This is a genomic window from Pseudooctadecabacter sp., assembly GCF_965657175.1.
Lineage (GTDB): Bacteria > Pseudomonadota > Alphaproteobacteria > Rhodobacterales > Rhodobacteraceae > Octadecabacter.
Genome location: NZ_CBFHNH010000008.1, coordinates 75,278 through 98,744 on the forward strand (window position 1 = coordinate 75,278; position 23,467 = coordinate 98,744).

Annotated in this window: 18 protein-coding genes; 14 read left to right on the forward strand and 4 right to left on the reverse strand. The window is 61.6% G+C overall.

The features are described from left to right. The first annotated feature begins 109 nt into the window (after positions 1-109). From ACTG36_RS08890 to ACTG36_RS08905, 4 genes are all read left to right on the forward strand, one after another. Positions 110-1,750 carry a peptide ABC transporter substrate-binding protein gene (locus tag ACTG36_RS08890; protein ID WP_375281212.1) on the forward strand — a complete coding sequence of 547 codons (1,641 nt, stop codon included), beginning with the start codon at positions 110-112 and terminating at the stop codon, positions 1,748-1,750. Positions 1,751-1,822: 72 nt separating this feature from the next. Beyond that, a complete protein-coding gene (gene oppB / locus ACTG36_RS08895) occupies positions 1,823-2,764 on the forward strand; it encodes an oligopeptide ABC transporter permease OppB (protein ID WP_375281211.1) in 942 nt (313 codons plus the stop codon). A gap of 11 nt (positions 2,765-2,775) precedes the next feature. Continuing rightward, on the forward strand, positions 2,776-3,696 hold the full coding sequence (locus ACTG36_RS08900; protein ID WP_439142049.1) for an ABC transporter permease subunit: 921 nt from the start codon (positions 2,776-2,778) through the stop codon (positions 3,694-3,696). A 1-nt stretch (position 3,697) separates the two neighbouring features. Next, positions 3,698-5,530 carry an ABC transporter ATP-binding protein gene (locus tag ACTG36_RS08905; RefSeq protein ID WP_375281209.1) on the forward strand — a complete coding sequence of 611 codons (1,833 nt, stop codon included), beginning with the start codon at positions 3,698-3,700 and terminating at the stop codon, positions 5,528-5,530. Positions 5,531-5,622: 92 nt separating this feature from the next. Here the strand turns inward: ACTG36_RS08905 and ACTG36_RS08910 are convergent, their stop codons facing one another. After that, positions 5,623-9,387 carry a translocation/assembly module TamB domain-containing protein gene (locus ACTG36_RS08910; RefSeq protein ID WP_439142052.1) on the reverse strand — a complete coding sequence of 1,255 codons (3,765 nt, stop codon included), beginning with the start codon at positions 9,385-9,387 and terminating at the stop codon, positions 5,623-5,625. Next, on the reverse strand, positions 9,387-11,162 hold the full coding sequence (locus ACTG36_RS08915; RefSeq protein WP_375281207.1) for an autotransporter assembly complex protein TamA: 1,776 nt from the start codon (positions 11,160-11,162) through the stop codon (positions 9,387-9,389). Before ACTG36_RS08915 ends, ACTG36_RS08910 begins: the two co-directional genes overlap by 1 nt. 137 nt (positions 11,163-11,299) lie before the next feature. Here ACTG36_RS08915 and ACTG36_RS08920 point away from each other — a divergent pair, with 137 nt between their 5' ends. The 3 genes from ACTG36_RS08920 to ACTG36_RS08930 all read left to right on the forward strand — a co-directional run bounded on the left by ACTG36_RS08920 (position 11,300) and on the right by ACTG36_RS08930 (position 14,544). Beyond that, a complete protein-coding gene (locus tag ACTG36_RS08920; RefSeq protein WP_439142054.1) occupies positions 11,300-12,283 on the forward strand; it encodes a membrane dipeptidase in 984 nt (327 codons plus the stop codon). A 138-nt stretch (positions 12,284-12,421) separates the two neighbouring features. After that, entirely contained in the window at positions 12,422-14,068 is a 1,647-nt protein-coding gene (locus tag ACTG36_RS08925) for a hypothetical protein (protein ID WP_375281205.1), read from the forward strand. A 5-nt stretch (positions 14,069-14,073) separates the two neighbouring features. Beyond that, entirely contained in the window at positions 14,074-14,544 is a 471-nt protein-coding gene (locus ACTG36_RS08930) for a DUF3726 domain-containing protein (protein WP_375281204.1), read from the forward strand. Here ACTG36_RS08930 and truA read toward each other — a convergent pair. Then, positions 14,541-15,311, reverse strand: a complete 771-nt coding sequence (gene truA / locus ACTG36_RS08935) for a tRNA pseudouridine(38-40) synthase TruA (protein WP_375281203.1) — start codon at positions 15,309-15,311, stop codon at positions 14,541-14,543. The genes ACTG36_RS08930 and truA overlap by 4 nt on opposite strands. A gap of 98 nt (positions 15,312-15,409) precedes the next feature. Here truA and ACTG36_RS08940 point away from each other — a divergent pair, with 98 nt between their 5' ends. The 3 genes from ACTG36_RS08940 to ACTG36_RS08950 are packed head-to-tail and all read left to right on the forward strand — an operon-like array spanning position 15,410 to position 19,434. Further along, positions 15,410-16,825, forward strand: a complete 1,416-nt coding sequence (locus ACTG36_RS08940) for a YcjX family protein (RefSeq protein WP_375281202.1) — start codon at positions 15,410-15,412, stop codon at positions 16,823-16,825. After that, positions 16,822-17,826, forward strand: a complete 1,005-nt coding sequence (locus ACTG36_RS08945) for a YcjF family protein (RefSeq protein ID WP_439142057.1) — start codon at positions 16,822-16,824, stop codon at positions 17,824-17,826. The genes ACTG36_RS08940 and ACTG36_RS08945 overlap by 4 nt, the downstream gene beginning before the upstream one ends. Before the next feature lie 3 nt (positions 17,827-17,829). After that, positions 17,830-19,434, forward strand: coding sequence for an FAD-dependent oxidoreductase (locus ACTG36_RS08950; RefSeq protein ID WP_439142059.1), 1,605 nt, complete (start codon positions 17,830-17,832; stop codon positions 19,432-19,434). On the opposite strand, the gene ACTG36_RS08955 is transcribed toward ACTG36_RS08950, so the two are convergent. Continuing rightward, positions 19,431-20,465 (reverse strand): M42 family metallopeptidase, encoded by a 1,035-nt coding sequence (locus ACTG36_RS08955; protein WP_375281301.1) that lies wholly within the window; start codon positions 20,463-20,465, stop codon positions 19,431-19,433. The two genes, ACTG36_RS08950 and ACTG36_RS08955, sit on opposite strands and share 4 nt — an antisense overlap. A gap of 275 nt (positions 20,466-20,740) precedes the next feature. Here ACTG36_RS08955 and ACTG36_RS08960 point away from each other — a divergent pair, with 275 nt between their 5' ends. The 4 genes from ACTG36_RS08960 to ACTG36_RS08975 all read left to right on the forward strand — a co-directional run bounded on the left by ACTG36_RS08960 (position 20,741) and on the right by ACTG36_RS08975 (position 23,403). Beyond that, positions 20,741-21,244 carry a YbjN domain-containing protein gene (locus tag ACTG36_RS08960; protein WP_375281300.1) on the forward strand — a complete coding sequence of 168 codons (504 nt, stop codon included), beginning with the start codon at positions 20,741-20,743 and terminating at the stop codon, positions 21,242-21,244. A gap of 71 nt (positions 21,245-21,315) precedes the next feature. Beyond that, positions 21,316-22,131, forward strand: coding sequence for a pyrroline-5-carboxylate reductase (gene proC, locus ACTG36_RS08965; RefSeq protein WP_375281299.1), 816 nt, complete (start codon positions 21,316-21,318; stop codon positions 22,129-22,131). After that, positions 22,124-22,462, forward strand: coding sequence for a tRNA-binding protein (locus ACTG36_RS08970; protein WP_375281298.1), 339 nt, complete (start codon positions 22,124-22,126; stop codon positions 22,460-22,462). Before proC ends, ACTG36_RS08970 begins: the two co-directional genes overlap by 8 nt. Continuing rightward, on the forward strand, positions 22,456-23,403 hold the full coding sequence (locus ACTG36_RS08975; RefSeq protein ID WP_375281297.1) for a 2-hydroxyacid dehydrogenase: 948 nt from the start codon (positions 22,456-22,458) through the stop codon (positions 23,401-23,403). Before ACTG36_RS08970 ends, ACTG36_RS08975 begins: the two co-directional genes overlap by 7 nt. Positions 23,404-23,467 lie beyond the last annotated feature (64 nt).

A 23,467-nucleotide genomic window follows, 5' to 3' on the forward strand; every position in this document is an offset into this window, starting at 1 on the left:
GTTTGGACGCGACTCCCCTGACCCTTTGTGCAATCTTGCGTTGTTGCGGGAACCAAAATCGATGTCCCGTATCGTCAATTCGGGACCATCCAAAAACTGGGAGCTTTTCATGACATATAAAACAAAACTTCTGACCACCACGGCCGCACTGGTGCTGGCCGCCGGGACGGCCTTTGCGGATGCCCATGCGACCCATCCCGAAACAGGTGAGGCGTTGGCGTCTGAACAGTCGTTTTCTTATTCCATCCTCGACGATTTCCCCTCCATCGATCCACAGATGGTGGAAGATGTCGAAGGCTCCTCCGTTGCGCGGGACCTCTTTGAAGGTCTGATGGTCGAAAACGCAGCTGGCGAAGCCGTGCCCGGTGTCGCTGAATCCTTTGAGGTCTCCGACGATGGTATGACCTACACCTTCACCCTGCGTGAAGATGCGGTCTGGTCCAATGGGGACCCTGTTGTTGCTGGCGATTTCGTATACGGCCTGCAGCGCGCAGCCGATCCTGAAACGGCCTCCCCCTATTCTTGGTATGTCGAAGTCATGGGCGTGCTGAACGCCTCTGCCGTCATCGCCGGTGAAATGCCTGTGGAAGAGCTGGGCATCTCCGCCCCCGATGACCGCACTGTGGTTTACCAGATCGACGCACCGCGCCCCTATTTCCCGCAGATGACGACCTTCCCGACCACGTTCCCTGCAAACCGCGCTGCGGTTGAAGCCGGTGGCGATGACTACACATCGCCCGAAAACTTCGTGTCCAACGGCGCCTATGTGCTGTCCGAATATGTGCCCGGCGAAAAGCTGACCCGCGTGCGCAATGAGATGTATTGGGACAACGAAAACACCATCATCGATGAGGTGACAGCGCTGATCATCAACGACAGCAATCAGGCGCTGACCCGCTATCTGGCTGGCGAAATCGATCTGGTCATGGACGTGCCCGCAGGCCAGTTCCCACGGTTGAGTGCGGAATATCCCGGTGAAGCGCTGAGCTTCCCGTCCTCGTGTTCCTACTACTACCTGATCAACCACACAGATAGCGGCAACCCTGCCCTGCAAAACGCCGACGTGCGCGAAGCGCTGTCGCTGGCAATTGACCGTGGTGTGATCGTGGACAACATTCTGGCCGGTGGTCAGAAAGAGGCCTACACCTTTACGCACTGGGCCGTGGCCGGTTGGGAAACCCCCGACATCGACATCGCCAACATGACCCAAGAAGAGCGGAACGCCAAAGCACAGGAGCTGATCGCCGGTGCAGGATACGGCACCGATGGTGAACCGCTGACGGTCGAAATCCTCTACAACACGTCCGACAGCCACCGGTCCATCGCGGTGGCCATCGGCCAGATGTGGAAGCAGACCTTGGGTGTCGAAACCGAACTGGCAAACCAAGAATGGGCAACCTACCTCGATACCCGTGGTGAACAGAACTATCAGGTCGCCCGCGCGGGCTGGTGTGCGGATTATAATGAGCCAAGCACCTATCTGGACCTGTTCAACTCCGGCTCATCTTACAATGACGGCAAGTTCGTCAACGAAGAGATCGACGCCCTTCTGGCCGAAGCGAAGACCGCCGAAGACGCGATGCCTCTCTATCAGCAGATCGAACAAATCGCCTCGGATGAGACAGCGATCCTGCCGATCTATCACTACGCTTCTGTGCGCATGAAGGATGAGAACCTGGCCAACTGGCCCACGGAAAACTTCCTTCAGAACTGGTACTCCAAAGACCTCTACATCACCGCTGGTGAATAAGGTTTAGACCGCACAAACCGCGTCGCGCCCCTAATCGGGCGCGGCGCGTGTCGTTTCATTGGGGGACACACCATGTTTGCCTATATCGTCCGACGTCTGGCCATTGCCGTGCCGACGTTGTTGATCCTTGTGATTTTTTCGTTCGTGTTGATGTTTGCGGCCCCCGGCGGCCCCTTCGACAGCGAACGCCCGCTGCCGCCCGAAGTCATGGCCAACGTGCTGGAACGCTACGGGTTGGATCAGCCCTATTGGAAACAGATGTTCGACTACGTCAAAAACGTGGTCCTCTATTTCGATTTCGGCCCCTCATTCCAGTACCGCGACCGCACGGTGAATGACGTCATCGCCCAAGGCTTTCCTGTGACGTTGACCTATGGCGCATGGTCCGCGCTGGTGGCTGTGGTTGTAGGGGTCAGCCTTGGCGTCGCGGCGGCGTTGCGCCAGAACACGTGGCTGGATTATCTGGCCGTCGGTATCACCATCGGCGCGCAGGCGTTGCCCAATTTCGTCATGGCACCACTGCTGGTGCTGTTCTTCACCCTGATGCCTGCGCTTTACTTTGGCGAACCTTGGTTGCCGGGCGGCGGTTGGAACGGCGGCCAATGGGATCATGTGATTATGCCCGTCATCGCGCTCAGCACGTCCTATATGGCGTCCATTGCTCGGATCACGCGGTCTTCAATGTTAGAGACGTTGAATTCCAACTTTATCCGCACAGCCCGCGCCAAAGGCCTGCCCATGCGGCGCGTCGTTTGGCGGCACGCGATGAAACCGGCGATGTTGCCTGTGATTTCTTACGTGGGCGTGGCCGTCGTGGGGATGATCACCGGATCCGTCGTGGTGGACGTGGCGTTCTCAACCGGCGGCATCGGGCAGTTCTTCGTGAATTCCGCCTTTAACCGTGACTATGCCGTCATCATGGGCATCACTGTTTTGGTCGGCGCGCTGACCATCCTGTTCAACCTTCTGGTCGATATCCTCTATGCGTGGCTCGACCCGAAAATCCGGTACTAAGGGGGCTTACGATGTTTGGAGCCAGACAAGTCGATGTCCTTGCAGAATTGCCTGCAGCCCCGGTCAAAGGCCGGTCGCTGTGGCAGGACGCCCGCGCACGGTTCTTGCGCAACAAGGCCGCCGTGCTGGGATTGATCACCTTGATCTTGATGACGATCTTCGCCGTCTTCGGCGGCCTCATCGCGCAATATGAACCTGATTTCGTAGACTTTTCGCTGATGGGGGCCAATGCCTTTCGCGGTGTCCCGTCCATTGAAACAGGCCACTACTTTGGCGTCGATCAAGACGGTCGCGACCTTTATGCCCGCGTCGTTCAAGGCACCGGCATTTCCCTGCTGGTCGGCGTCGTCGGGTCCTTTGTGGCGGTGTCTATCGGCACGCTTTACGGCGCGATGTCGGGCTACATTGGGGGGCGCGTGGACAACATCATGATGCGGACGGTCGATATCCTGCTGTCCATCCCGTTTATGTTTGTCCTGATCCTGATGCTGGTGATCTTCGGCCAATCTCTGCTGATGCTGTTCATCGGCATCGGCCTGATTTCATGGCTCAACATGGCGCGGATCGCGCGGGGTCAGACCCTGACCATCAAGAACAAGGAATTCGTCGAGGCCGCCGTGGCCTCCGGCGTGCCGACCTTCACCATCATCCTGCGCCACATCGTGCCCAATCTGGCCGGCATCGTCATCGTCTATGCGACCCTGCTAATCCCCGAGATTATCCTGTTCGAAAGTTTCGTCAGCTACCTTGGCCTTGGCGTGCAGGAACCCAACACGTCCCTTGGCGCGCTGATCAACTTGGGCGCGCGGCAGATGAACAACGGCACGTTATGGATGTTGCTGTTCCCGCTGGCGTTCTTCCTTATCACCCTTTTTGCGTTCTTCTTTGTGGGCGACGGCCTGCGCGACGCACTCGATCCGAAGGATCGTTGATATGACCAAACCCATTCTATCCGTCAAAGACCTGACCGTTAAATTCGAAACCCCCGACGGCACGGTCGACGCTGTCAAAGGCGTAACCTTTGCCGTGGCCCCCGGCGAATGTCTGGGCATTGTCGGCGAATCCGGGTCCGGCAAAAGCCAATCGGCCCTGTCCGCTATGCAGCTTTTGGCGCGCAATGGCCGTGCGGAGGGGATGATCGAATTTGACGGCCAAGACATGCTGTCCATGCCAACGCGCCAGCTGGAAAAAATCCGTGGCGCCAAGATGTCGATGATCTTTCAGGACCCGCTGACGGCCCTGACACCGCAGATGAAAATCGGCCAGCAGATGCGCGAAATTCTGCAAATTCACAAAGGCCTGACGGGTCGTGCGGCAGACGAAAAGTGCATCGCATGGCTCGAAAAGGTCCGCATCCCCGAAGCCGCGCGCCGGATGCGCCAGTACCCGCATGAACTCTCTGGCGGGATGCGCCAGCGCGTCATGATCGCCATGGCGATGCTCTGCGAACCTGAATTGCTGTTGGCCGATGAACCAACCACCGCGCTTGATGTGACAGTGCAGGCCCAAGTCCTCGAACTGATGGACGATCTGCGGCGTGAGACCAACACCGGCATCGCGCTGATCACCCACGACATGGGCGTCGTCGCCCGCATGTGCCAACGCATCATCGTCATGCGCAAAGGTGAGATCGTTGAGGCCGGACCGGTCGATCAAATTTTCTATGACCCGCAGCATGAGTATACCAAAATGCTGCTCTCCTCCGTTCCGCGTATCGACCAGTTGGATCGGGGGGGTCGTCCGTCGATTGAACCCATTGCCCCCCAAGACCCGATCCTCAAAGTCGATGACATGAAGGTCCATTTTCCCATCCGCATGAAAGGCGGCTTGTTCGGTCGCACCAAGCTGTTGCGCGCGGTGGATGGCGTGTCGTTTGACCTGCGCCCCGGTGAAACACTGGGTGTGGTGGGCGAAAGCGGTTGCGGCAAATCCACTCTCGCGCGCGGGGTGCTCAACCTGATCCCGCCCACCAACGGGACGGTCGCATGGCTGGGCCAAGACATCTCCGGCTGGGAACGTGGCCAGATGCGGGGCTTGCGCAAAGACCTGCAAATCGTGTTCCAAGACCCGCTGGCATCGCTCAACCCGCGCATGACCATCGGCGCCTCCATCGCCGAGCCGCTGCAGCTGCATCGGCCCGACATGACCCGCACTGAGCGCACCGCGCGCGTGCGTAAAATGCTGGCGCAGGTCGACCTCGACCCTGACATGATCAACCGCTACCCGCATGAACTCTCGGGTGGCCAAAACCAACGTGTGGGCATCGCCCGCGCCATCATCACCGAACCCAAACTTGTGATTTGCGATGAGGCGGTGTCGGCCCTCGATGTGTCCGTTCAAGCGCAGGTGATTGACCTGTTGATTGAGCTGCAAAAGAAGATGGACCTGACGATGATGTTCATCTCCCACGACCTCAGTGTTGTGCGTGAGGTCAGCCACCGCATCATGGTCCTCTATCTGGGGCGGGTGGTCGAATATGCGGGCCGCGACCAAATCTACGATCACGCGACGCATCCCTATACCAAAGCGTTGATTTCCGCCGTCCCCACGCCGGACCCAAAGGTCGAACGCGCCAAGGAACGGCTGATCCTCGAAGGTGATCTGCCCAGCCCTCTGGATACCCGCGCGCAGCTGCGGTTCATGCCGTCGAAACTGGTGAACGATCCGGACGCGGATCAATACCGCCCGCGCATGGTCGAAATCGCTCCCGGTCATTTCGTGGCCGAACACGATCCCGCCCTCGGATCACCGGGTTTGATGGCTTAACACGGCCTAAATTCTCTGGTTCTCAAATACCTAAAACGGGCGCGCGCGCAGTGCGCGCCCGGATCGGATGGGCGAAGCCCATTCGAATTTCATCAATAGTCGCGTTCGAAAAACAACCCGACCGAGGTTTCACCATCGGACGTCACCGTCCCACGTGCGGTGAAATTGCGATCAATATCGATGTTGAGGTTGATCTCGGACGTGCCTCCTGCGCCCACGGTCACATCCGTGTAGACGTTCTCGGACAGATATTTCCCGGCCCGCACGGCGGCATTGCCGTCCTCATCGGTGATGATGTCCAGATCATCCAGATCGAGATCCTGACGGAACGAATTGATCACGCCCCCGTTGCCTGATCCCGCCAAGGTCGCCACGGCGGAGGCCAGTTGCACCGCCTGTAGCGGCGAAATGGATGACAAATCACGCCCGAACAAAAGCTGCGCCAGAACCTCATCCTGCGGCATTTCCGGCGTGCTTTCGAATCGCACGTCTATGGTGTCCGGTTCGCCTTCGACGACGATACTAACAATCGTGCCGGTCTGGGTTTCCGTCCGTGCCACCAGCCGCAAAAAGGGTGAGAAATCCCCCTGCAGCTGGGCAAACCCTTCGTCCAATTCAAACCGCTGGCCCAGAATGCTCAACCGGCCACGGACCAGATCAAACCGTCCGATGGGGATGATGTTGTTGGTGGTCCCAGACAGGCGCAATTGCCCGCCAAGTTCCGCGTCCAGCCCCCGCCCGCGCACGAAAATCTGGCTGGGTGCGCGGATCGTCAGATCAATCGGATAGCCCGGCCCCATGGCCGCAGCGGTTCCGCTGCTCTCGGCCTGCACGCCGACACCGGCCCGTTCCAGCGTGGCGCGCACATCTGTGCGCGGGCCCAGATGCGTGACCTCAGGCAGGCTGCCCAAAGCACTTGATCCTGTTGTGGGGACCTGAATTTCAGCCGCACCCAAATCAATCCGTCCGGCAATGCGCGCGCCCCCCGCCAAGGGGCCGTCGACGGTGATCGCGCCGTCTGCCGTGGTCCGGTAAAGGTTCGGATCACGCAGCACGATATCCGCCAGACCCACCCGCAATGCCGCCTGAAACGGCGACGCAAGGTCAACAGGACCACTCACGCTGAGATCACCTCCAGCACTGCTTTGTCCGGCCAAATCGATCCGCAGCGTGCCGCCCGCAAGGGTCAGCGCGCCGTTCAAATTCTCCACCGCTTGCCCAAGGGTGGGGGCCGCAAGGCGGGCGTTGCTGATCCGCACGGGGCCACGGACCGATGACAGGGCGGGGGGGCCATTGACCGACAGATTGAAGTCCGCGCGCCCGTTGATCTGACGCGGTGCGATGTAAAGGTTTGCCAGTGCCAAGGGCGCCGATCCGGTCACGTCCAAATCAAGCTGGCCGGAATTGAAGACCTTGCCGGACGCCTGTGCGGCCGTGCCCGCAGGGCCGTCTGCCGCTGCTGTCACGTTCCACCCGCTGGCGTCCTGTCGGGCGGTCACATCCGCCGTCAACGGGCCCGAAAAATCCGACGCCAACAGGGCGACATCCCGCAGCCGCACGGATAGATCAGCCACGGTGTCCGCGCCCGAAGATGTCACATCCCCCGTCAGGGTGAGGTTCGGAAAATTCGCATCCAAAGCATCAAGCCGCAAGCGGCCCGCTTCGCTAAGGCTGACGTTGGCGTTGATCCGCCCCAGACCCGCAAGGATGCGGTCTACGGTCGATGTGCCGATCCCGATGTCGCGGGTTTGGGTTGCCACATCGGCCTGCAAAGCGCCCGTCGCCGTGTTGTAAGTGCCGTCCAGATTGACCGACACGCCGCCCGTCAGGCGCTGCCCGACCAGCGCCCCGTAGGCCCGCAAATCGTTCACCGATACGGCGGCGGTTGAGGTCACGTCGTAGCCCCCTTCGATCTGGCGGGCGATGGCATCCACGGTGGCATCCGCTTGGGGGGCGTCGGCTGTGGTGGTCAGGGTGATTGTGCCGTCCTCATCCGTGGACACATCGGCCTCAATCGTGGCGGGGCCGGACAGATCGGGGGCGATCAGCGCCAGATCGGACAGCTGTGCCACAAACGTGGCCGCCGCACCGGTTGAGGACAGCGTGGCCTGTCCCGTGGCCTCCACTGCATCGCCGGACAGATTGATCTGGCGCAGAGTGATGCCCGTGGTGTCGCGTTCAAGGCTCAGCGACAGATCGGTCAGGCCCGTCAACAGCGGATCCGCTTGATCAATCCCCAGCGCCAGATCACGGGTCTGCGCCCGCAGATCAAGGTCGAAAATACCATCAAAGGGCTGTGCAGTGCCGTCCAGATCGATCTTGCCTTCACCGGTCAAATCCAGCCCCGAAAGGGCTGCGAAGCGGCTGAAATCCTGCGCCTCAACCGTCAGGTCCGCGCGGGTGGCAAAACGGTCGTCGGGGCCTTGAATGATTGCCGTGCCCGACGCCTCAATGCCTGCGCCCGACAGGGTCAGACTGCGCAGAACAAAGGGCTCATTTTCCACGCGGCCAAGGTCGATGGTGCCTTCGATGTCGCGGCCCACGGCCTCAAGCAGGGCAGGGTCATCCAGCATCAAGCCGCGCGCGGCATAGGACAGATCGGCGCTGAACCGCCCCCGTGCGGCACCAGCACCGGGTTCGATGATGCCACCACCCGACAGGGCCAGTGCGTCAATCGAAAGCCCCTCACGACGGAGCGATGTGATATCGAACGATCCGGTCCATGCATTGCCCTCATTCACGTCATACTGGACGTTCAGGGACATGCCGCTGACCTCGGTCGAGGGGCCGGAAATGGGCAGCAGGACGCGCGTGCCGTCGGCGGTGCCAAGGCGGCCGCGCAGATCAATCCGTTCCGGCCAGTTTTGGGCGTCAAGCTGGGCGGATCCTTGCAGGTTCAACTGTTCGGACGCGATGGTCAGATCGGACAGGCGCAGGCCGCCGGTGCCGAAGGATGTGCCTTCCACATGCAGGCGGGTTTCGACGCCAAAGAAACGGTCGTATTGATCTGCCAGCAGGGGCTGCAGGTCACCGCTCAGGTCCAGTTTGAACGCCTGATCCACCGTGCCAGTCGGGCGCGACAGTTGCGCGGTTCCGGTCACACGGTCGACCCCGTCGGTGGCCAATGCGATGTCCCCCATAAAGTCATCCAAGGGCGCGTCGCCCGTGATCGTCAGCGCGACGGAGGGGCGGTCCGGCAGGTTCAAAAGCCGTGCTGCGATGCCGTTTTGGCCTTCTTCGGCGCGCAACATCAGCGCCAATTCGCGGGTGTCTGACGCAAAGCGCGCTTCGATGTCGAAAAACCCGTCCTTCGCATCGATCCGTTCCAGCAGAATATCAGTCTCTCCCACACCGTCTTTGAGGGTCAGGGACCCTTCAAAACGCGCGCGGACCGGTTCGCCCAATAGGGCCTCGGTCAGAATGATTTCATCCGCGCGGACCTCGTTGATATCAACGGATACGGGCAGGTCGGGCAGGGTAAACGGCGTGGCCTCGGCGGTGGGTGTGTCCTCACCTGGTTGGGCAGTGGGCAGACGGATCAGGTCGATGACGCCCGCGCTGAGGGTTTCAATTTCAACCCGTCCCGCCAGAAGGGCGGAGCGGTTCCAGTCGAAGACCAGATCTTCCATGCGCAGCCAAACACCATCCGGATCGGCAATGGTGATGGCGTCCGCCGTGGCCTCGGAACTCAGCGCGCCCTGAAAGCCGATCAACCTGACGGTTAATTCATCGTTGTTGATTGCGTCCTCAATTAGGCCGGTGATGAACGATCGATCATCTTCGGTCGATTGCGCCGTGGACTCGATCGGGGTGAAGGCGGCCCAGAAAACGGCAGCCCAAAGAAAAATAAACCGCATCAAAACGCCTGCCCAATCCCGATGTAGACTTCGACCCGTTCACCGGCACTGTCGCCCGTGGTCGGGGTCGCCACATCCAGCCGGATCGGCCCGATGCCTGTGTTGTAGCGCAGGCCAAGGCCCGCACCGGCATGCCATTCGCCGTTTTCAAACGGTAATTCATCGGTGCCGATAAAGCCCGTATCGTAAAACCCGACGACGCCAATGGTGTCGGTGACATTCACGCGGGCCTCCATCTGGGCGCCGAAAAAGGACGTGCCGCCAATTTCGTTGCCGCCCCCTAGATCGACGGCCAGTGACTGATAGGGTTGTCCGCGCACAGTACCGCCGCCGCCTGAAAAGAACAGATAGCTGGCTGGCACACCGTCGGCGTCCGCGCCGATGATCGACCCGATCTGCCCGCGAAAGGCCAACGTCACACGGTCGTCTTCGCCAAAGCTGCGGTAAATGCGCCCGTCGCCCACCACCCGCGCGCCGCTGTCCGTGCCGTCAAAGCCCACAAAGGGCGCGATGGACAGGTTGGCGTAGTAGCCCGACGTTGGATTGAATTCGTTGTTGCGCCGGTCAATCGTGCCTTCCAGAGGCAGGGAGATCAACGAATAGGACCGATCCCCCAGATCGTCCGACACTTCACCTGCCGCAAGGCCGAGACCGAACTGCAATTCGACGTCTGTGCCGATGCGCCGGATGATGCCTGCCTCGGCTGAGATGTCGCGCTGAAAGAACGACGGTTCATCCAGTTGGGCGATGTTGGCGTTGGCGTAAAGGTCGGTGTCGGACCGGAAAGTTGCGGGGCGCAGATAGGTGGCACCAAGGCTGTAATCGATGCCGCCCGTGCCCCCCGATAGGCCCGTGATTTCGCCGTCAACGCGAAACCGTTCTGCCCCACCCAGCAAGTTGCGATGCAGCCAGAAACCCGACAGGGTCAGACCGGAGACGGTTGAAAACTCCACGCCCGCGCCCACGCGGCGGGGCTGTTGTTCGACCACGGAAATGGTGATCGGCAGGGTCCCGTTCACGGCAGCGTCGCCTTCGATCACCGTGGCTGAGGCAAAGGCACCGGTGCGGCGTAAATTGGCCTCAGCCTCGGCGATGTCGGCGGGGCTGAACTGGCGGGACCTAAAGCCCGCGATGGCCAATATGCGGTCGGTGTCTACCGCGTCATTGCCCTGCACCGACACCTCACCAAAGGTGAGCCTTGGGCCGGGGTCCACTGTGACGGTGACATCCAATTCCGTGTCCGGATGGCGGGCTGTGATCGACTGTCCTGTGACATCGGCCAAGGGGCGCCCTTCATCGCGCCAACCGCCCACCGCTGCACGCGCCGCGTCCGAGATCACGTCGGCTTCGGCGGTTTCCCCGCGACCGAAAGCTTCGGGAAGTTCTGTGCCGGGGGCCAAGGGGCCAATATCGGCGCGACCAAAGGTGAATTTCGGCCCCGCTGTCACGCGCAAATCCACGCGGCTGACTGACCCGCGACGCACCAGCGGATCAAGACGCGACGCTTCTATGCCGTCCACAAGGATCGAAATTGTCCCGCCGTAGTAGCCCGCAGAATACAGCCCCGTCAGCAACCGGCGATAGTCGGCGCGCGCGGCGGCCACATAATCCTGCGCCGCCTCTGCGCCGTCTTCTTCGAGGGCAAGGGTCAGGGACGCCGTTTGAAGCCGCGTCGCAAGTGCGGCGTCGCCGCCTGTCACATCTAAAGTGACGTTTTGAGACAAGGCCGGAAGGGGCAAAACGGACACTGCTAGCAGAGACAATAATTTACGCATAACCGATGACACCTCTATCCCCGTGTTCATTGTGATAACGAACAACCGCCGCAGGCGAAACGCCTGAAGTGGCTTAGGCGTTCCCCCGCCGATCACTTTTTCTGGCGTTAGAGACCATTCAAAGGCAGGGTGCCGTCATGACCTATCTGATCGACAATCTGCAATATGCCAATTGGTCCGAAAAAATCTTTCGCCAGATGCGGGACGGCGGCGTGGATGCCGTTCATGTCACCATCGCGTATCATGAGAGTTTCCGCGAAATGGTGTTGCAGCTTGAAGCCTGGAACCGCCGATTTGAGGCCTTCCCCGATCTGATCATGCGCGCCACAACGGCGGGCGATATCGACGTGGCCAAAGCCAGTGGACGCACGGCGATTTTCTTTGGTTTTCAGAACCCTAGTCCTATCGAGGACGACATTGGGTTGATCGAAATCGTGCACCAGTTGGGTGTGCGGTTCATGCAGTTGACCTACAACAACCAATCCTTGCTCGCGACCGGCTGCTATGAGGACGATGACACCGGTCTGACCCGGTTCGGCAAACAGGCCGTGGCAGAGATGAACCGCGTGGGTCTGGTCATCGACATGAGCCATTCGGGCGACAGATCGACGTTGGAGGCCATCGACGCCTCCGCCCGGCCCATCGCCATCACCCACGCCAACCCGTCGTGGTGGCACCCCGCGCGACGCAATTTCGGGGATGACGTGTTGCGTGCCTTGATGGCGCGGGGCGGGATGTTGGGCTTTTCGGTCTATCCCCATCACTTGAAAGACGGGTCCGCCTGCAGCCTTGAGGGGTTCTGTACCATGGTGGCCGAGGCCGCTGATCGTTACGGGGCAAAGCATCTGGGGATCGGCACGGACCTGTGTCAGGACCAGCCCGACAGCATTGTTGAATGGATGCGTGTGGGGCGGTGGTCGAAGGCCGTGGATTACGGCGAAGGGTCTGCCGATGCGCCGGGGTTCCCGCCCATGCCGGACTGGTTTGAGGACAACCGTGATTTCGGCAATCTGCGCAACGGGTTGCTGGCAACAGGGCTTTCGGCGGCCGAGGTTGATGGGATCATGGGGGACAATTGGTATCGCTTTTACGCCGAAAACTTCGGCCCGGGTGACGCGTGACCAAAATGGGCGCCTGCGGCGCACATGATTTTTTGAGGGGCGTCCAGCCGGAGGGGGATGTCCGTGGATTGGTGGTTCGGATTTTAGGTATTTTTGAACCAGAGAAACGCAAGGTCGGATCAAGACAGGAGGCCGGACATGCTGGATGAACGCAAAGACGTGCCGAAAGTGGCGTTGCGTGCGCCTGAGGTCGTGATGCGCTTGCGGCGCATGGGGGCGTCGTTTCCTACGCGGTTGTCATTTTTGCGGACCTTGTTGCGTCGTTTGTCGGCTGAGGAGGCCCGGGTTACGCGGCCTGTTTGGGACATGGATGCGGAGGGTTTTGGGCATGCGGTCTATTCCGTGGATTTGGGCGGGTATACCTATTCGCTGGTCGCTGTGTCCTCTGATTTGCCGCCCGAAATGCGCACGGACCGTGTGATCGCCACAGCCTGGGACACGGCCTATGTGCTGTATGATGGGGTGCCAACGGACGTAGAGATCGCACGGATCGTTGAGGCCGCGCCCAAGCAGGAGGCGTCGCGCTATACCAAGCGTGATCTGGTGCTGAGCCGCGCCAACAAATCCGTGCGCCTCTTTGCCCATGTGGTCGAGGCCCTGCGCGCAGGCCGTCAACCGAATGCCGATCTGGTGCGCCAGACAGGGTATCTGATGCGCACAACGGCGGTCTATGGCAATGGCAAGTTTGGCATCGCGGACCGCGCTGAATTTGCGCACCGTCCCGGCGTTGGTGGGCCCTTTATGGCGGAGATGCTAACGGTTTGGCTGATCCGTGGGTTCACCCATGATCTGGTGGAACACGTGGGTGGTGCATCGCTGGACGCCCGTTTTAAGCGGCATCTGGGCATCGGCAATTCCACCGGACTTGGCATGGCGCCGTTCTTGGTGTCCCACCCGATGTTGTTGAACGCTTGGATCACCGCGCGCGAAACGGCCTTGGCGCGGGTGCGTGCGGTTGACGCGCTGAGTGCAGAGCAGATTGAGACGATCTACCGGCTGACCATGCGTGCGGCCCAGCATTTGGCCGAATGGGATGTGCCCGATGATATCGGGCAGGCGCGGATCGACCGGATGCGGCAGGAATGGCCCCAGATCGCGGCCCTGATGACGCCGGATTTGATGACGGGCCTTCGCCCCTTGGATCGGTTGTTTCAGATCGCGGGGGACTATTCGATCGACACGCAGGAACTGCTGGCGGCCCTTTTGATCGAACCGTTTGGCGCGCTGGTGGATGATCTGACCGACGCCATGGCGACCGAACGCCGTCCACGTCTTGATCCGGCCATGACCGGTGCCGCGTTGCGCGCGCTGGTGGATCGCGATTGGGGCTGGGCCGTGTGTGATTATGATGCGACCGAGGCCTGCCACCAATTCTGGTATGTGTCTGAAGCCAAAGCAGAACCACGGCTTGGGGTGCGTCATCAAGACCCCGGGGCGGAGCTTGAAAGTCCCCTCGATATTGCGCGGCAGGTGTGCCGGATGGCGGCGGATATTGACCCCAAGGAAACGGTCGCCGCACTATTGGCGCGCTGTCCCGAACACCGGGCTGCGGTGCGGCGGGTGCAATCGCTGGACGCTGCCCCCTATGCGGAAATTCGGGACAATTTGATCGGACGGGACTGTCTGCCGATTGACATGTTGCGCTGCAAGCTGGGGTTTTTCGGGGCGGCCAAATTTGACCCCAAATCGGATCGCTGGACGCGGATCACCCTATGTCAGGGCGCGCCATTGGCCGATGAATTGGACGCGGCAGATGATTGGTGGCTGCCCACCTTCGCGGGATGAGCGTGATGGAGATGTCGGCAAACGAGGTCGAGATGTTGGTCCTGAAGGCCGCGCGCGGTGGGGGGTGCCCCGTGGGGCTGGCCGAGGATTTGGCAGCGGCGGTGGCCTATGTCGATCTGAACGCCTTGCAGGTGTGTCCGTGTGACAGCGGTGCGGTGCGGGCTATTCCAGCGGCGCTGGATGCTGTCGTTGCAGACGGGCAGGCGCAAACCGTGGTGGCTGAACTGGCTTTGGTTCAGGGTTATGTCGCGGCTTTGGCCGGTCAGGTGGGCCTTACCGTAGAGGGGGCGGAGACGGGCCAAGTGACGGTTCAGCCGATGTCAGGCACGGGCGATGCCCCGTCTGCCTTGGGGCGCCGTATCTTGCGCGCGGACCTGTTGGCGCATCTGCAGGATATGGCGGCACGGACCCTTGTGCCGGAAACCGAAAGCTCGCGCGCTGCAGGGGCCGGGGCGGGGCTGACGGACAACGACTAGACGAAAGGGTCCTCAGAGTATGTGACGCCGGCCAGATAGAGGCCATGGGGCGGGCAGACCGGGCCGCAGGCTGCACGGTCACGGGCTTCAAGCGCGGCAGCAACGTCGTCGGGCGACCATGCGCCCGCGCCGACCCGTTCCAAGGTGCCCACAAAGCTGCGGACTTGGTTGTGCAAAAACGACCGCGCTCGGACGTGAAAGTTAACCTCTTGCGCGCCATCGCGGCGGGCCACCGTTTCAACGCGCAACTCATCCAGTGTCCGCAGGGGGCTGTCCGCCTGACAGATGGAGGACCGGAAGGTCGTGAAATCGTGATACCCCAGCAGCCGGTTGGCCCCGGCCTGCATGGCCTCTGCGTCCAGCCCATGGCTGATCTGCCAAACCTTTCCCGCCTCCAACACCAGCGGAGCGCGGCGGCTGACCAAACGGAACAGATAGCGCCGTTCAAGCGCTGAAAAGCGGGCGTGCCAGTCGTCTGCGACCTGCGCGCAGGCCACGATCGACACAGGCTGCGGTTTGAGGTGGTAATTCAACGCCTCGGACAGTCGGAACGGGTTCCAGTCCTTGACCAGATCGCAATGGGCCACCTGACCCAAGGCATGCACGCCTGCATCTGTGCGCCCGGCGGCAGCAATCGTATGGTCGCGGGGTTCAAGTTTGGCCAAGGCCGCCTCAATCGCGCCTTGCACCGACGTCAATGCCTGCTGGCGTTGCCAGCCCACAAATGGCGCACCATCGTATTCGATTTTCAGGGCAAAACGGGGCATGGGCGCGGCTTAGGGGGAAGGGGGCGCAAAATCAATCCCTACACTTTGGCCCTATCCACCCCTATCTTTGCATGAACGACTTGGGAAAGGGCCGCGCGGTGGTCATCACAACACTTGCAGACGGGATCATCTGGCGTGTGGGCGCGGTCACGGATACGATCACGGCCCCCTTTACCGATCAGGTCATCCGACTTGGCGTCACGGGGCTTAGTCGGGCAGGCAAGACGGTGTTCATCACCTCACTCGTGGCCAATCTGCTGAACCGAGGGCGGATGCCGCAGTTTCGTGCGGCGGCCTCGGGGCACATCCAGACAGCATATTTGCAGCCCCAGCCCGATGACACGATTGCGCGGTTTGACTATGAAACGCATCTGTCGGCGCTGACGGCGACCCAGCCCCATTGGCCCCACGGGACACGGCGGGTGTCGGAATTGCGCCTGTCGCTGAAGGTGCAGCCGCAGGGGCTGTTGGGCACGTTTCAGGGCCCGCGCACGGTGCATCTTGATATCGTCGACTACCCGGGTGAGTGGCTTTTGGACCTGTCCCTGATGGACAAGGATTTCGCCACGTGGTCAGCGGAAGTTCTGTCGCGTATCGCGGGCCGTCCCGGCGGGGCGGTCTATGAGAAAGCCCTTGAGGACACAGATCCTGCGGCAGCATTGGATGAGCCGCGTGCGCAAGCCCTCGCCGCGACGTTCACCGATCATCTGAAGGCCGCGCGTGAGGCGGGCTTTTCCGATTGCACACCGGGCCGGTTCCTTTTGCCTGGTGATCTGGAAGGATCGCCCGTGCTGACCTTCGCGCCGCTCCCGGCAATTGACAACCCGGGCCGCAAATCCCTCTGGCGGGAATTCGAACGCCGGTATGAAAGCTACAAACGCAACGTGGTGCGCCCGTTCTTTCGCGATCATTTTGCCAAGCTCGACCGTCAAATCGTGTTGGTCGACGTGCTGGGTGCGATCCATGGCGGTCCTCAAGCGGTTGAAGACATGCGCCGCGCCATGGCCGACATTCTGTCCGCCTTTCGCCCCGGCCGAAACGATTTCCTCACGCGGCTGTTTCAGGGTCGCCGGATCGACAAAATCCTGTTTGCGGCGACCAAGGCCGACCATTTGCACCATGAACAACACCCCCAGTTGACCGCGATCACGCAGGCCCTGCTGCGCGACGCCAAGGACCGCGCCGATTTCTCAGGCGCACAAACGCAGGCCATGTCCATCGCGGCACTGCGCACCACGGTCGAAGAGCGTCGCCACCACGCTGGCGTCGATCTTGGCGTGGTGCGCGGCCAGCTGTTGGGGGCCGACAAACAGGCGGCCTTTTATCCCGGCGCGCTGCCCGTGGACCCCGCGCACCTGCTGGGCCCTGCGCGCGCGGGGGCCGAAGGCTGGCTTGGCGCGGATTATGAAATCATGTCTTTCGCACCGGCCCCCCTGACGCTGAAACCCGGCGAGGGGCCACCACACATCCGCCTTGATAAGGCGGCGCAGTTTTTGCTGGGGGACAGGTTATGACCGATGCACCCAAAGGCCCTGTGATGTTCGCTCTGGACGACACGGACGCGCAAAGCCCCAGCACAGCGCCGCCCGTGCCCGATCTTGAAACACCCGCAGCCCCCGCCGCCATGCAACAGGCAGCGGCCATGGCGGCAGGCCGTCCGAACCGGCTGGCGCGTTGGTTCTGGGGGCTTTTGACGTCGATCATCGTGTTCTTTGCAGGGATCGCCGCATGGGATTTTGTCACCGGCCTGATCGCCCGCGCGCCCGTTTTGGGCTGGATCGCCACTGGTCTGGTGGCGCTGTTCTGCCTCGTTTTGCTTTTGATCACGGTGCGCGAACTGGCGGCCTTCGGGCGCCTGCGCCGTGTGGATCGCATCCAGTCAGGCGCGGCGGAGGCTTTGGCCGACGGTAGCCTTGCGGCCGCCCGCATCACCGCCGCCCAGATCGACGCGCTCTATCGCAGTCGCGATGACACCCGCTGGGGGCGAGAGGCCTTTGCCGAACGCCAGACGGATATCTTCGACGCGGATGGGCTGTTGGGACTGGCCGAAACCACGATCCTCGCGCCCCTTGATGCCCGCGCCCGCGCAGAGGTCGAGGCCGCGACCCGCCAAGTCGCCACCGTCACGGCCATTGTCCCACTGGCCTTGGCGGATGTGATCACGGCGCTGACGGCCAATATGCGCATGATCCGCCGGGTGGCGGAAATCTATGGCGGGCGGTCCGGCACGCTGGGGTCATGGCGGCTGACCCGTCAGGTGCTGTCGCATCTGGTGGCCACGGGCGCTGTGGCCGTGGGCGATGACCTGATCAGTTCGGTGGCCGGTGGCGGGGTCCTGTCAAAGGTGTCCCGCCGGTTCGGTGAGGGCATTATCAACGGGGCGTTGACCGCCCGCGTGGGCGTCGCTGCCATGGAGGTCTGCCGCCCGCTTCCCTTTGTGGCCGAACGCAAACCGCGTATTACCTCATTGGTGCAACGCAGCCTGACGGGATTGTTCAGCGCCACGAAAGGATAGCCTATGGAAACCCTTGCCGCCGATCTGGCCACCATGATCCGCACGCCCCTGCACGACAGCCACGTGCGCGCTTTGGACAAGGCAGGCACACGGCGGCACCTTAAGGCGGGGGACGTGTTGCAAGAGATGGGCAAACACGTCGACGAGTTTCACTACCTGATATCGGGGGAGGTCGAGGCGATCGATCCGCGCACCCAAAACCGCTACGGCGATGGCGCGACCCTTGGGCCAGGCCAGTTCTTTGGCGATATCAGTTTTCTCAGCGGGGCGAAGGCTTTGCTGGGCGCACGGGCCGTCAAAGACACCGAACTGATCTGCGTGCCGCGCGACGACATGCTGCGCCTGATGTCCCAAGTGCCTGAGATGAGCGATATCATCATCACTGTTTTCGCCGCCCGCAGGCGACGTCTGCTGGAAAGCGGCGAAGCGTCGCTGACCATTATTGGCGCCGAACAAAGCCGCGATATCCGCAATATGGCGGCCTTTGCCAGCCGCAACCGCATTCCTTTTCGGTCTCTCACTTTGGGCGAACATGAGGCCGAGGCGCTGGCCCATGAATGCAACCTTAGTCACGCGGAACCGGCGGTGATCTTTGGCACGTCAGAGGTTGTGACAGACCCCACCCCGCGTGGTTTGGCGCGCCTACTGGGTCTTGATGTGGATGTGTCCAAGGAAGACGATTTCGACGTGTTGATCGTGGGCGGTGGCCCTGCGGGGGTGGCGGCTGGCGTTTATGCTGGCGCCGAAGGGATGCGCGCCTTGGTGATCGAAAATCACACCATTGGCGGACAGGCAGGCACCTCAAGCCGGATCGAAAACTACATGGGCTTCCCCACCGGTATTTCCGGCGGCGACTTGTGCTGGCGGGGGGAAGTTCAGGCGATGAAGTTCGGCACCAAATTTGCCGTCCCGCGCCGCGCCGTGGGCGTCGAAAAACGCGATGACGGTGTGTTCTGTGTCACCATGGACGATGGCGATATCGTCTGCGCCAAAGCCATCGTCGTGGCCACCGGTGTCCAGTACCGCCGCCTGCCCATTGACCGGCTCGAAGATTTCGAAGGCATCGGCGTCTATTATGCGGCCACCGAAGCCGAAGCCCGTTTTTGCGGAGAGACCGAAGCGGTCGTGATCGGCGGGGGAAATTCCGCAGGACAAGCGGCGATGTATTTGTCGCGAACCGCCAAAAACGTCCATATTCTGGTGCGCGGGACGTCTCTTGCGTCTTCGATGTCAGACTATTTGTTGTCCCGGCTTGAGGCCGACCCCGCCATCACGATCCACTACCGCACGGAACTGACGGGCCTGCACGGCGGGGACGCATTGGAAAAGGTCACGATCCGCGACAAGGCGGCCGGACAGGACTGGACGGTCAACAGCCGCGCGGTTTTTGTCATGGTGGGTGCGGCCCCCAACACCGGTTGGTTAACGGGACTGGTGGATTTGGACGATAGGGGGTTTGTCATCACCACTGGGGGCGGGCATGAAACCTCGCACCCTGGCATCTTCGCTGTGGGCGATGTGCGGTCGGGGTCGGTGAAACGGGTGGCCTCCGCCGTGGGCGAAGGCTCCGTCGTGATTTCAAAGGTCTGGGGCCACGTCCACGCCTAGTCCTGTGCGGCCAGATAGGCCGTCAGCAAATCCCGCGCGGCCTCCAGATCGGAGGCATGGACCATTTCGGTCACCGTGTGGATATACCGTGTGCCCACCGCGATCCCCACAACCCGCGCGCCGGAAGCTGCCTGTTGCGCTGCGGCTGAATCCGACCCGCCTGCGGCCAGCATGGTGCGCTGATAGGGGATGTCGTTGTCTTGGGCGATCTGTTCCATCTCACGCACCAGCGCTTTGTCCGCGATAAAACTGCTGTCGCGCATGTGCAGGCCCACGCCCTTGCCCTGAACGGTCGTCGTCAGATGGTCCGGCACGCCCGGTGTGTCGCAGGAAAGGGTCACGTCAATCCCGATCCCGATGTCGGGTTGCACCCTGTGTGAGGCTGTCCGCGCCCCGCGCAGGCCCACTTCTTCTTGGCTGGTGAAGACCACATGAACCTCCGCCCCGCGACCGCTGTCCTTGAGGGCGCGAATGGCCTCAATCCCCAGCCAACATGCGATCCGGTTGTCCAAGGCCTTGCTGACGATCTTATCACCGATCTCAATCAGCGGCTCATCCATGACGACGAAATCCCCGATCTTCACACGCTCTTTCGCGGCTTCCCCAAGCCCCGTGTCGACAAAAAATTCCCCGACCTCAGGCACCTTCTTGCGATCTTCGGGTGACGAAATATGGATGGGCTTGCCGCCGGGGTTCATCACCCCCTTCAGATCGCCATCTTCGGTGCAAACCAGCACGCGGCGCGAAAACAGGTTGCGCGGATCGAACCCGCCTACCGGCTGCAGGTACAAGAAGCCCTTGTCGCTGATATGGCTGACCAGAAAGCCGATTTCATCCATGTGGCACAGCAACATGATCTTGGGTGCACCGTCCCCTTTGGCGCGGCGCACGCAGTGCAGCGACCCCATCGGGTCTTCGGTCACGTCATCAAATAGGCCCTCGGTTTCCGCCTTGATCAGGTCGCGCACCCGGTCCTCATGGCCGGGCACGCCAGGCGTTTGACACAATGTGCGCAGCAGATCGATGTTCATGGGGCGTCCTTTCGCAAATCCGTCTCAAGCACCCTGCCCAAGGTACCAAGCGACCACAAGACCCCGCAAAGGTTAACAAACCCATGAAAAAACAGGCTTATCCCCTGAAAATTCGGGCATCGCGACGCTTATCCCCAAGAAAAGACTTTACAGAACCCCGCCTCAGCCCCCACGATATGTGGTAAGGAGTGCGGCTATGTACCCACTCCCTTGAGCAGAACACCAGATATCCGCCCCTGCCAGGGCGCTCTGGATGGACAGGAGGGTTCAGGCCCATGGCACTCACCGAACATTACGACAGCGTTGATGACATTCACCCGATTGATCTGGTGGAACACATTGCCGAACATCACGACTGGGAATTCGACCGCATCCACGATGACCAGATCGCTTTCGCGGTCGAAGGCCAGTGGCGGACCTATTCGATCACGCTGGCTTGGTCGGCCTATGACCAGACCCTGCGCCTGATCTGCACCTTTGAAATGGAACCGCCCGCGGACCGTTTGCCTGCGCTCTATGAATGCCTCAACCGCACGAACGACATATGCTGGGCGGGGGCGTTTACCTATTGGGCCGAACAAAAACTGATGGTCTACCGCTACGGGCTGGTGCTGGCCGGCGAACAGGTCGCAGGACCCGAACAGATCGACACGATGATCAACGCCGCCGTTCTTAGCGCGGAACGGTTCTATCCCGCGTTCCAGCTGGTCACATGGGCCGAGCGCACCCCCAAAGAAGCCCTTGAGGTCGCCATCACCGAAGCCTACGGCACGGCCTAAACCTACAGTCACAACCGTTTGACCCCCCGTTCTGTGCGGCCTAACGTCGGGCCGAACAAGCGGGGGTTTTCATGTCGATGGAACGTGTGGCGCAGGACGGTCTGGTCCTGCTCGGCTGTGGCAAAATGGGGTCCGCGATGCTTGCGGGTTGGCTCAAGGGCGGTCTGCCTGCCTCCTCCGTCTGGGTGCTGGACCCGAACCCGTCGGACTGGCTGCGTGGCACGGGCGTGCACATCAACGCTGGCGTGCCAGATGCGCCCGCCGTGGCGCTGATCGCGGTAAAACCCCAGATGATGGGTGATGCGCTGCCCACGATGGCCGCCCTTGGCAATAGTAAGACCGTCTTCCTCTCCGTCGCCGCAGGCACCGCGATCACCACGTTTGAAGGGGCGCTGGGCGCACAAAGCCCTATCATTCGCGCCATGCCCAACACGCCTGCTGCCATCGGGCGCGGGATCACGGCGATCGTCGGCAATGCCCACGCCACAGACGCCGACATGAACATGGCCGATGCCTTGCTGTCCGCTGTGGGGCAGGTCGTCCGGCTGGAGGGCGAGGGCCAGATGGACGCTGTGACGGCCCTCAGCGGCTCGGGTCCCGCCTATGTCTTCCACCTGATTGAAACATTGGCACAGGCGGGTGAGGCCGAGGGTCTGCCCGCAGACCTCGCCCTAGCGCTGGCCAAAGCAACCGTCGGCGGGGCAGGGCAGTTGGCCGAGGACGCGGATGAGGACCCCAGCCAGTTGCGCATCAATGTAACCTCCCCCGGTGGCACCACCCAAGCCGCGTTGGAGGTCTTGACGAACGACACCGAAGGCTTCCCCGCCCTGATACGCCGCGCGGTCAAAGCCGCCGCCGACAGATCACGCGAGCTTGCAAATGGCTGACATCAGTTTTGACGATTTCCTCAAGGTCGACATCCGCGTGGGTCGTGTGATCCGCGCCGAACCGTTTCCCGAGGCGCGCAAACCCGCCATCAAAATGTGGATCGATTTCGGCCCTGAGATTGGGGAGCGTAAAACCTCCGCCCAGATCACTGCCCATTACACACCCGACACGCTGGTGGGGCGGCAGGTCATGGGTGTCGTCAATTTCCCGCCCCGCCAGATCGGCCCCTTCATGTCCGAGGTTCTGGTGCTGGGCGCCCATGACCCAGACGGCGGCGTTGTGCTGATCGCGCCCGACAAAGAAATCCCTATCGGAGAACGCATGTGCTGAAGCTGCTGATCACCCGCCCCATCGCAGACCCCGTTCTGGATCAGGCCCGCAGCCTGTTTGATGTGACCGTCCACGCAGGCGGCGCACTGTCCACGCGGGATTGCGCGCAAGCGCTGGCCACCTACGACGCCATCCTGCCGACCTTGGGCGATGCCTTCACCGCTGACGCCTTTGCCGGTGACGTCCGCTGCAAAATGCTGGGCAATTTCGGTGTGGGCTACAACCACATCGACACGAAGGCGGCCGCGGCGGCTGGCGTCACCGTGTCCAACACCCCCGATGTTCTCACCGATGCCACCGCCGACATCGCCTTGACGTTGCTCTTAGCCACCGCACGACGCGCGGGCGAGGGCGAACGCATGGTGCGCTCCGCCGCGTGGGGCGGGTTCGATGTGAAGGGCCTGCTGGGCACCCATGTGACAGGCAAAACCCTTGGGGTGATCGGCATGGGCCGGATCGGGCAGGCGATTGCGGCGCGGTGTCACTACGGGTTCGGCATGGACGTGGTGTTCCACAACCGCTCCCCCAAAGTGACGGCGGTGCCCGCAACCCAACTTGGGTCCCTGCATGAGGTCATGGCCGCCGCAGACTTTGTCGTGGTCGCCACACCGGGAGGCGCTGGCACCACGAAACTCATCGACGCTGATGCTTTGGCACAGATGAAACCGAGCGGCATCTTCGTGAACATTTCCCGCGGTGAGGTCGTGGATGAGGCCGCTTTGATCGCAGCCCTTGAAGACGGCCAGATCACCGGTGCGGGTCTGGATGTCTATGAAAACGAACCGCACGTGCCCGAACGGTTGCGCGCGCTCGAAAACTGCGTGCTGCTGCCGCATCTGGGCTCTGCCACAGCGGAAACCCGGCAGGCCATGGCGCAAATGGCGCTGGACAATATCATCGCCTGGTCCGAAGGGCGCGACCCACCGCAACGGGTGAACTAACGCTCCCCCTGTTTCGTTTTGCCCAAAATACTCCCGCCGGAGGCCCGCCAAAATTCGTAGAATT

Bases quoted from the DNA above. Each gene is read 5' to 3' on its own strand.
- ACTG36_RS08890 (WP_375281212.1), top strand. From the start codon at position 110: ATGACATATAAAACAAAACTTCTGACCACCACGGCCGCACTGGTGCTG.
- oppB (WP_375281211.1), top strand. From the start codon at position 1,823: ATGTTTGCCTATATCGTCCGACGTCTGGCCATTGCCGTGCCGACGTTG.
- ACTG36_RS08900 (WP_439142049.1), top strand. From the start codon at position 2,776: ATGTTTGGAGCCAGACAAGTCGATGTCCTTGCAGAATTGCCTGCAGCC.
- ACTG36_RS08905 (WP_375281209.1), top strand. From the start codon at position 3,698: ATGACCAAACCCATTCTATCCGTCAAAGACCTGACCGTTAAATTCGAA.
- ACTG36_RS08910 (WP_439142052.1), bottom strand. From the start codon at position 9,387: ATGCGGTTTATTTTTCTTTGGGCTGCCGTTTTCTGGGCCGCCTTCACC.
- ACTG36_RS08915 (WP_375281207.1), bottom strand. From the start codon at position 11,162: ATGCGTAAATTATTGTCTCTGCTAGCAGTGTCCGTTTTGCCCCTTCCG.
- ACTG36_RS08920 (WP_439142054.1), top strand. From the start codon at position 11,300: ATGACCTATCTGATCGACAATCTGCAATATGCCAATTGGTCCGAAAAA.
- ACTG36_RS08925 (WP_375281205.1), top strand. From the start codon at position 12,422: ATGCTGGATGAACGCAAAGACGTGCCGAAAGTGGCGTTGCGTGCGCCT.
- ACTG36_RS08930 (WP_375281204.1), top strand. From the start codon at position 14,074: ATGGAGATGTCGGCAAACGAGGTCGAGATGTTGGTCCTGAAGGCCGCG.
- truA (WP_375281203.1), bottom strand. From the start codon at position 15,311: ATGCCCCGTTTTGCCCTGAAAATCGAATACGATGGTGCGCCATTTGTG.
- ACTG36_RS08945 (WP_439142057.1), top strand. From the start codon at position 16,822: ATGACCGATGCACCCAAAGGCCCTGTGATGTTCGCTCTGGACGACACG.
- ACTG36_RS08950 (WP_439142059.1), top strand. From the start codon at position 17,830: ATGGAAACCCTTGCCGCCGATCTGGCCACCATGATCCGCACGCCCCTG.
- ACTG36_RS08955 (WP_375281301.1), bottom strand. From the start codon at position 20,465: ATGAACATCGATCTGCTGCGCACATTGTGTCAAACGCCTGGCGTGCCC.
- ACTG36_RS08960 (WP_375281300.1), top strand. From the start codon at position 20,741: ATGGCACTCACCGAACATTACGACAGCGTTGATGACATTCACCCGATT.
- proC (WP_375281299.1), top strand. From the start codon at position 21,316: ATGTCGATGGAACGTGTGGCGCAGGACGGTCTGGTCCTGCTCGGCTGT.
- ACTG36_RS08970 (WP_375281298.1), top strand. From the start codon at position 22,124: ATGGCTGACATCAGTTTTGACGATTTCCTCAAGGTCGACATCCGCGTG.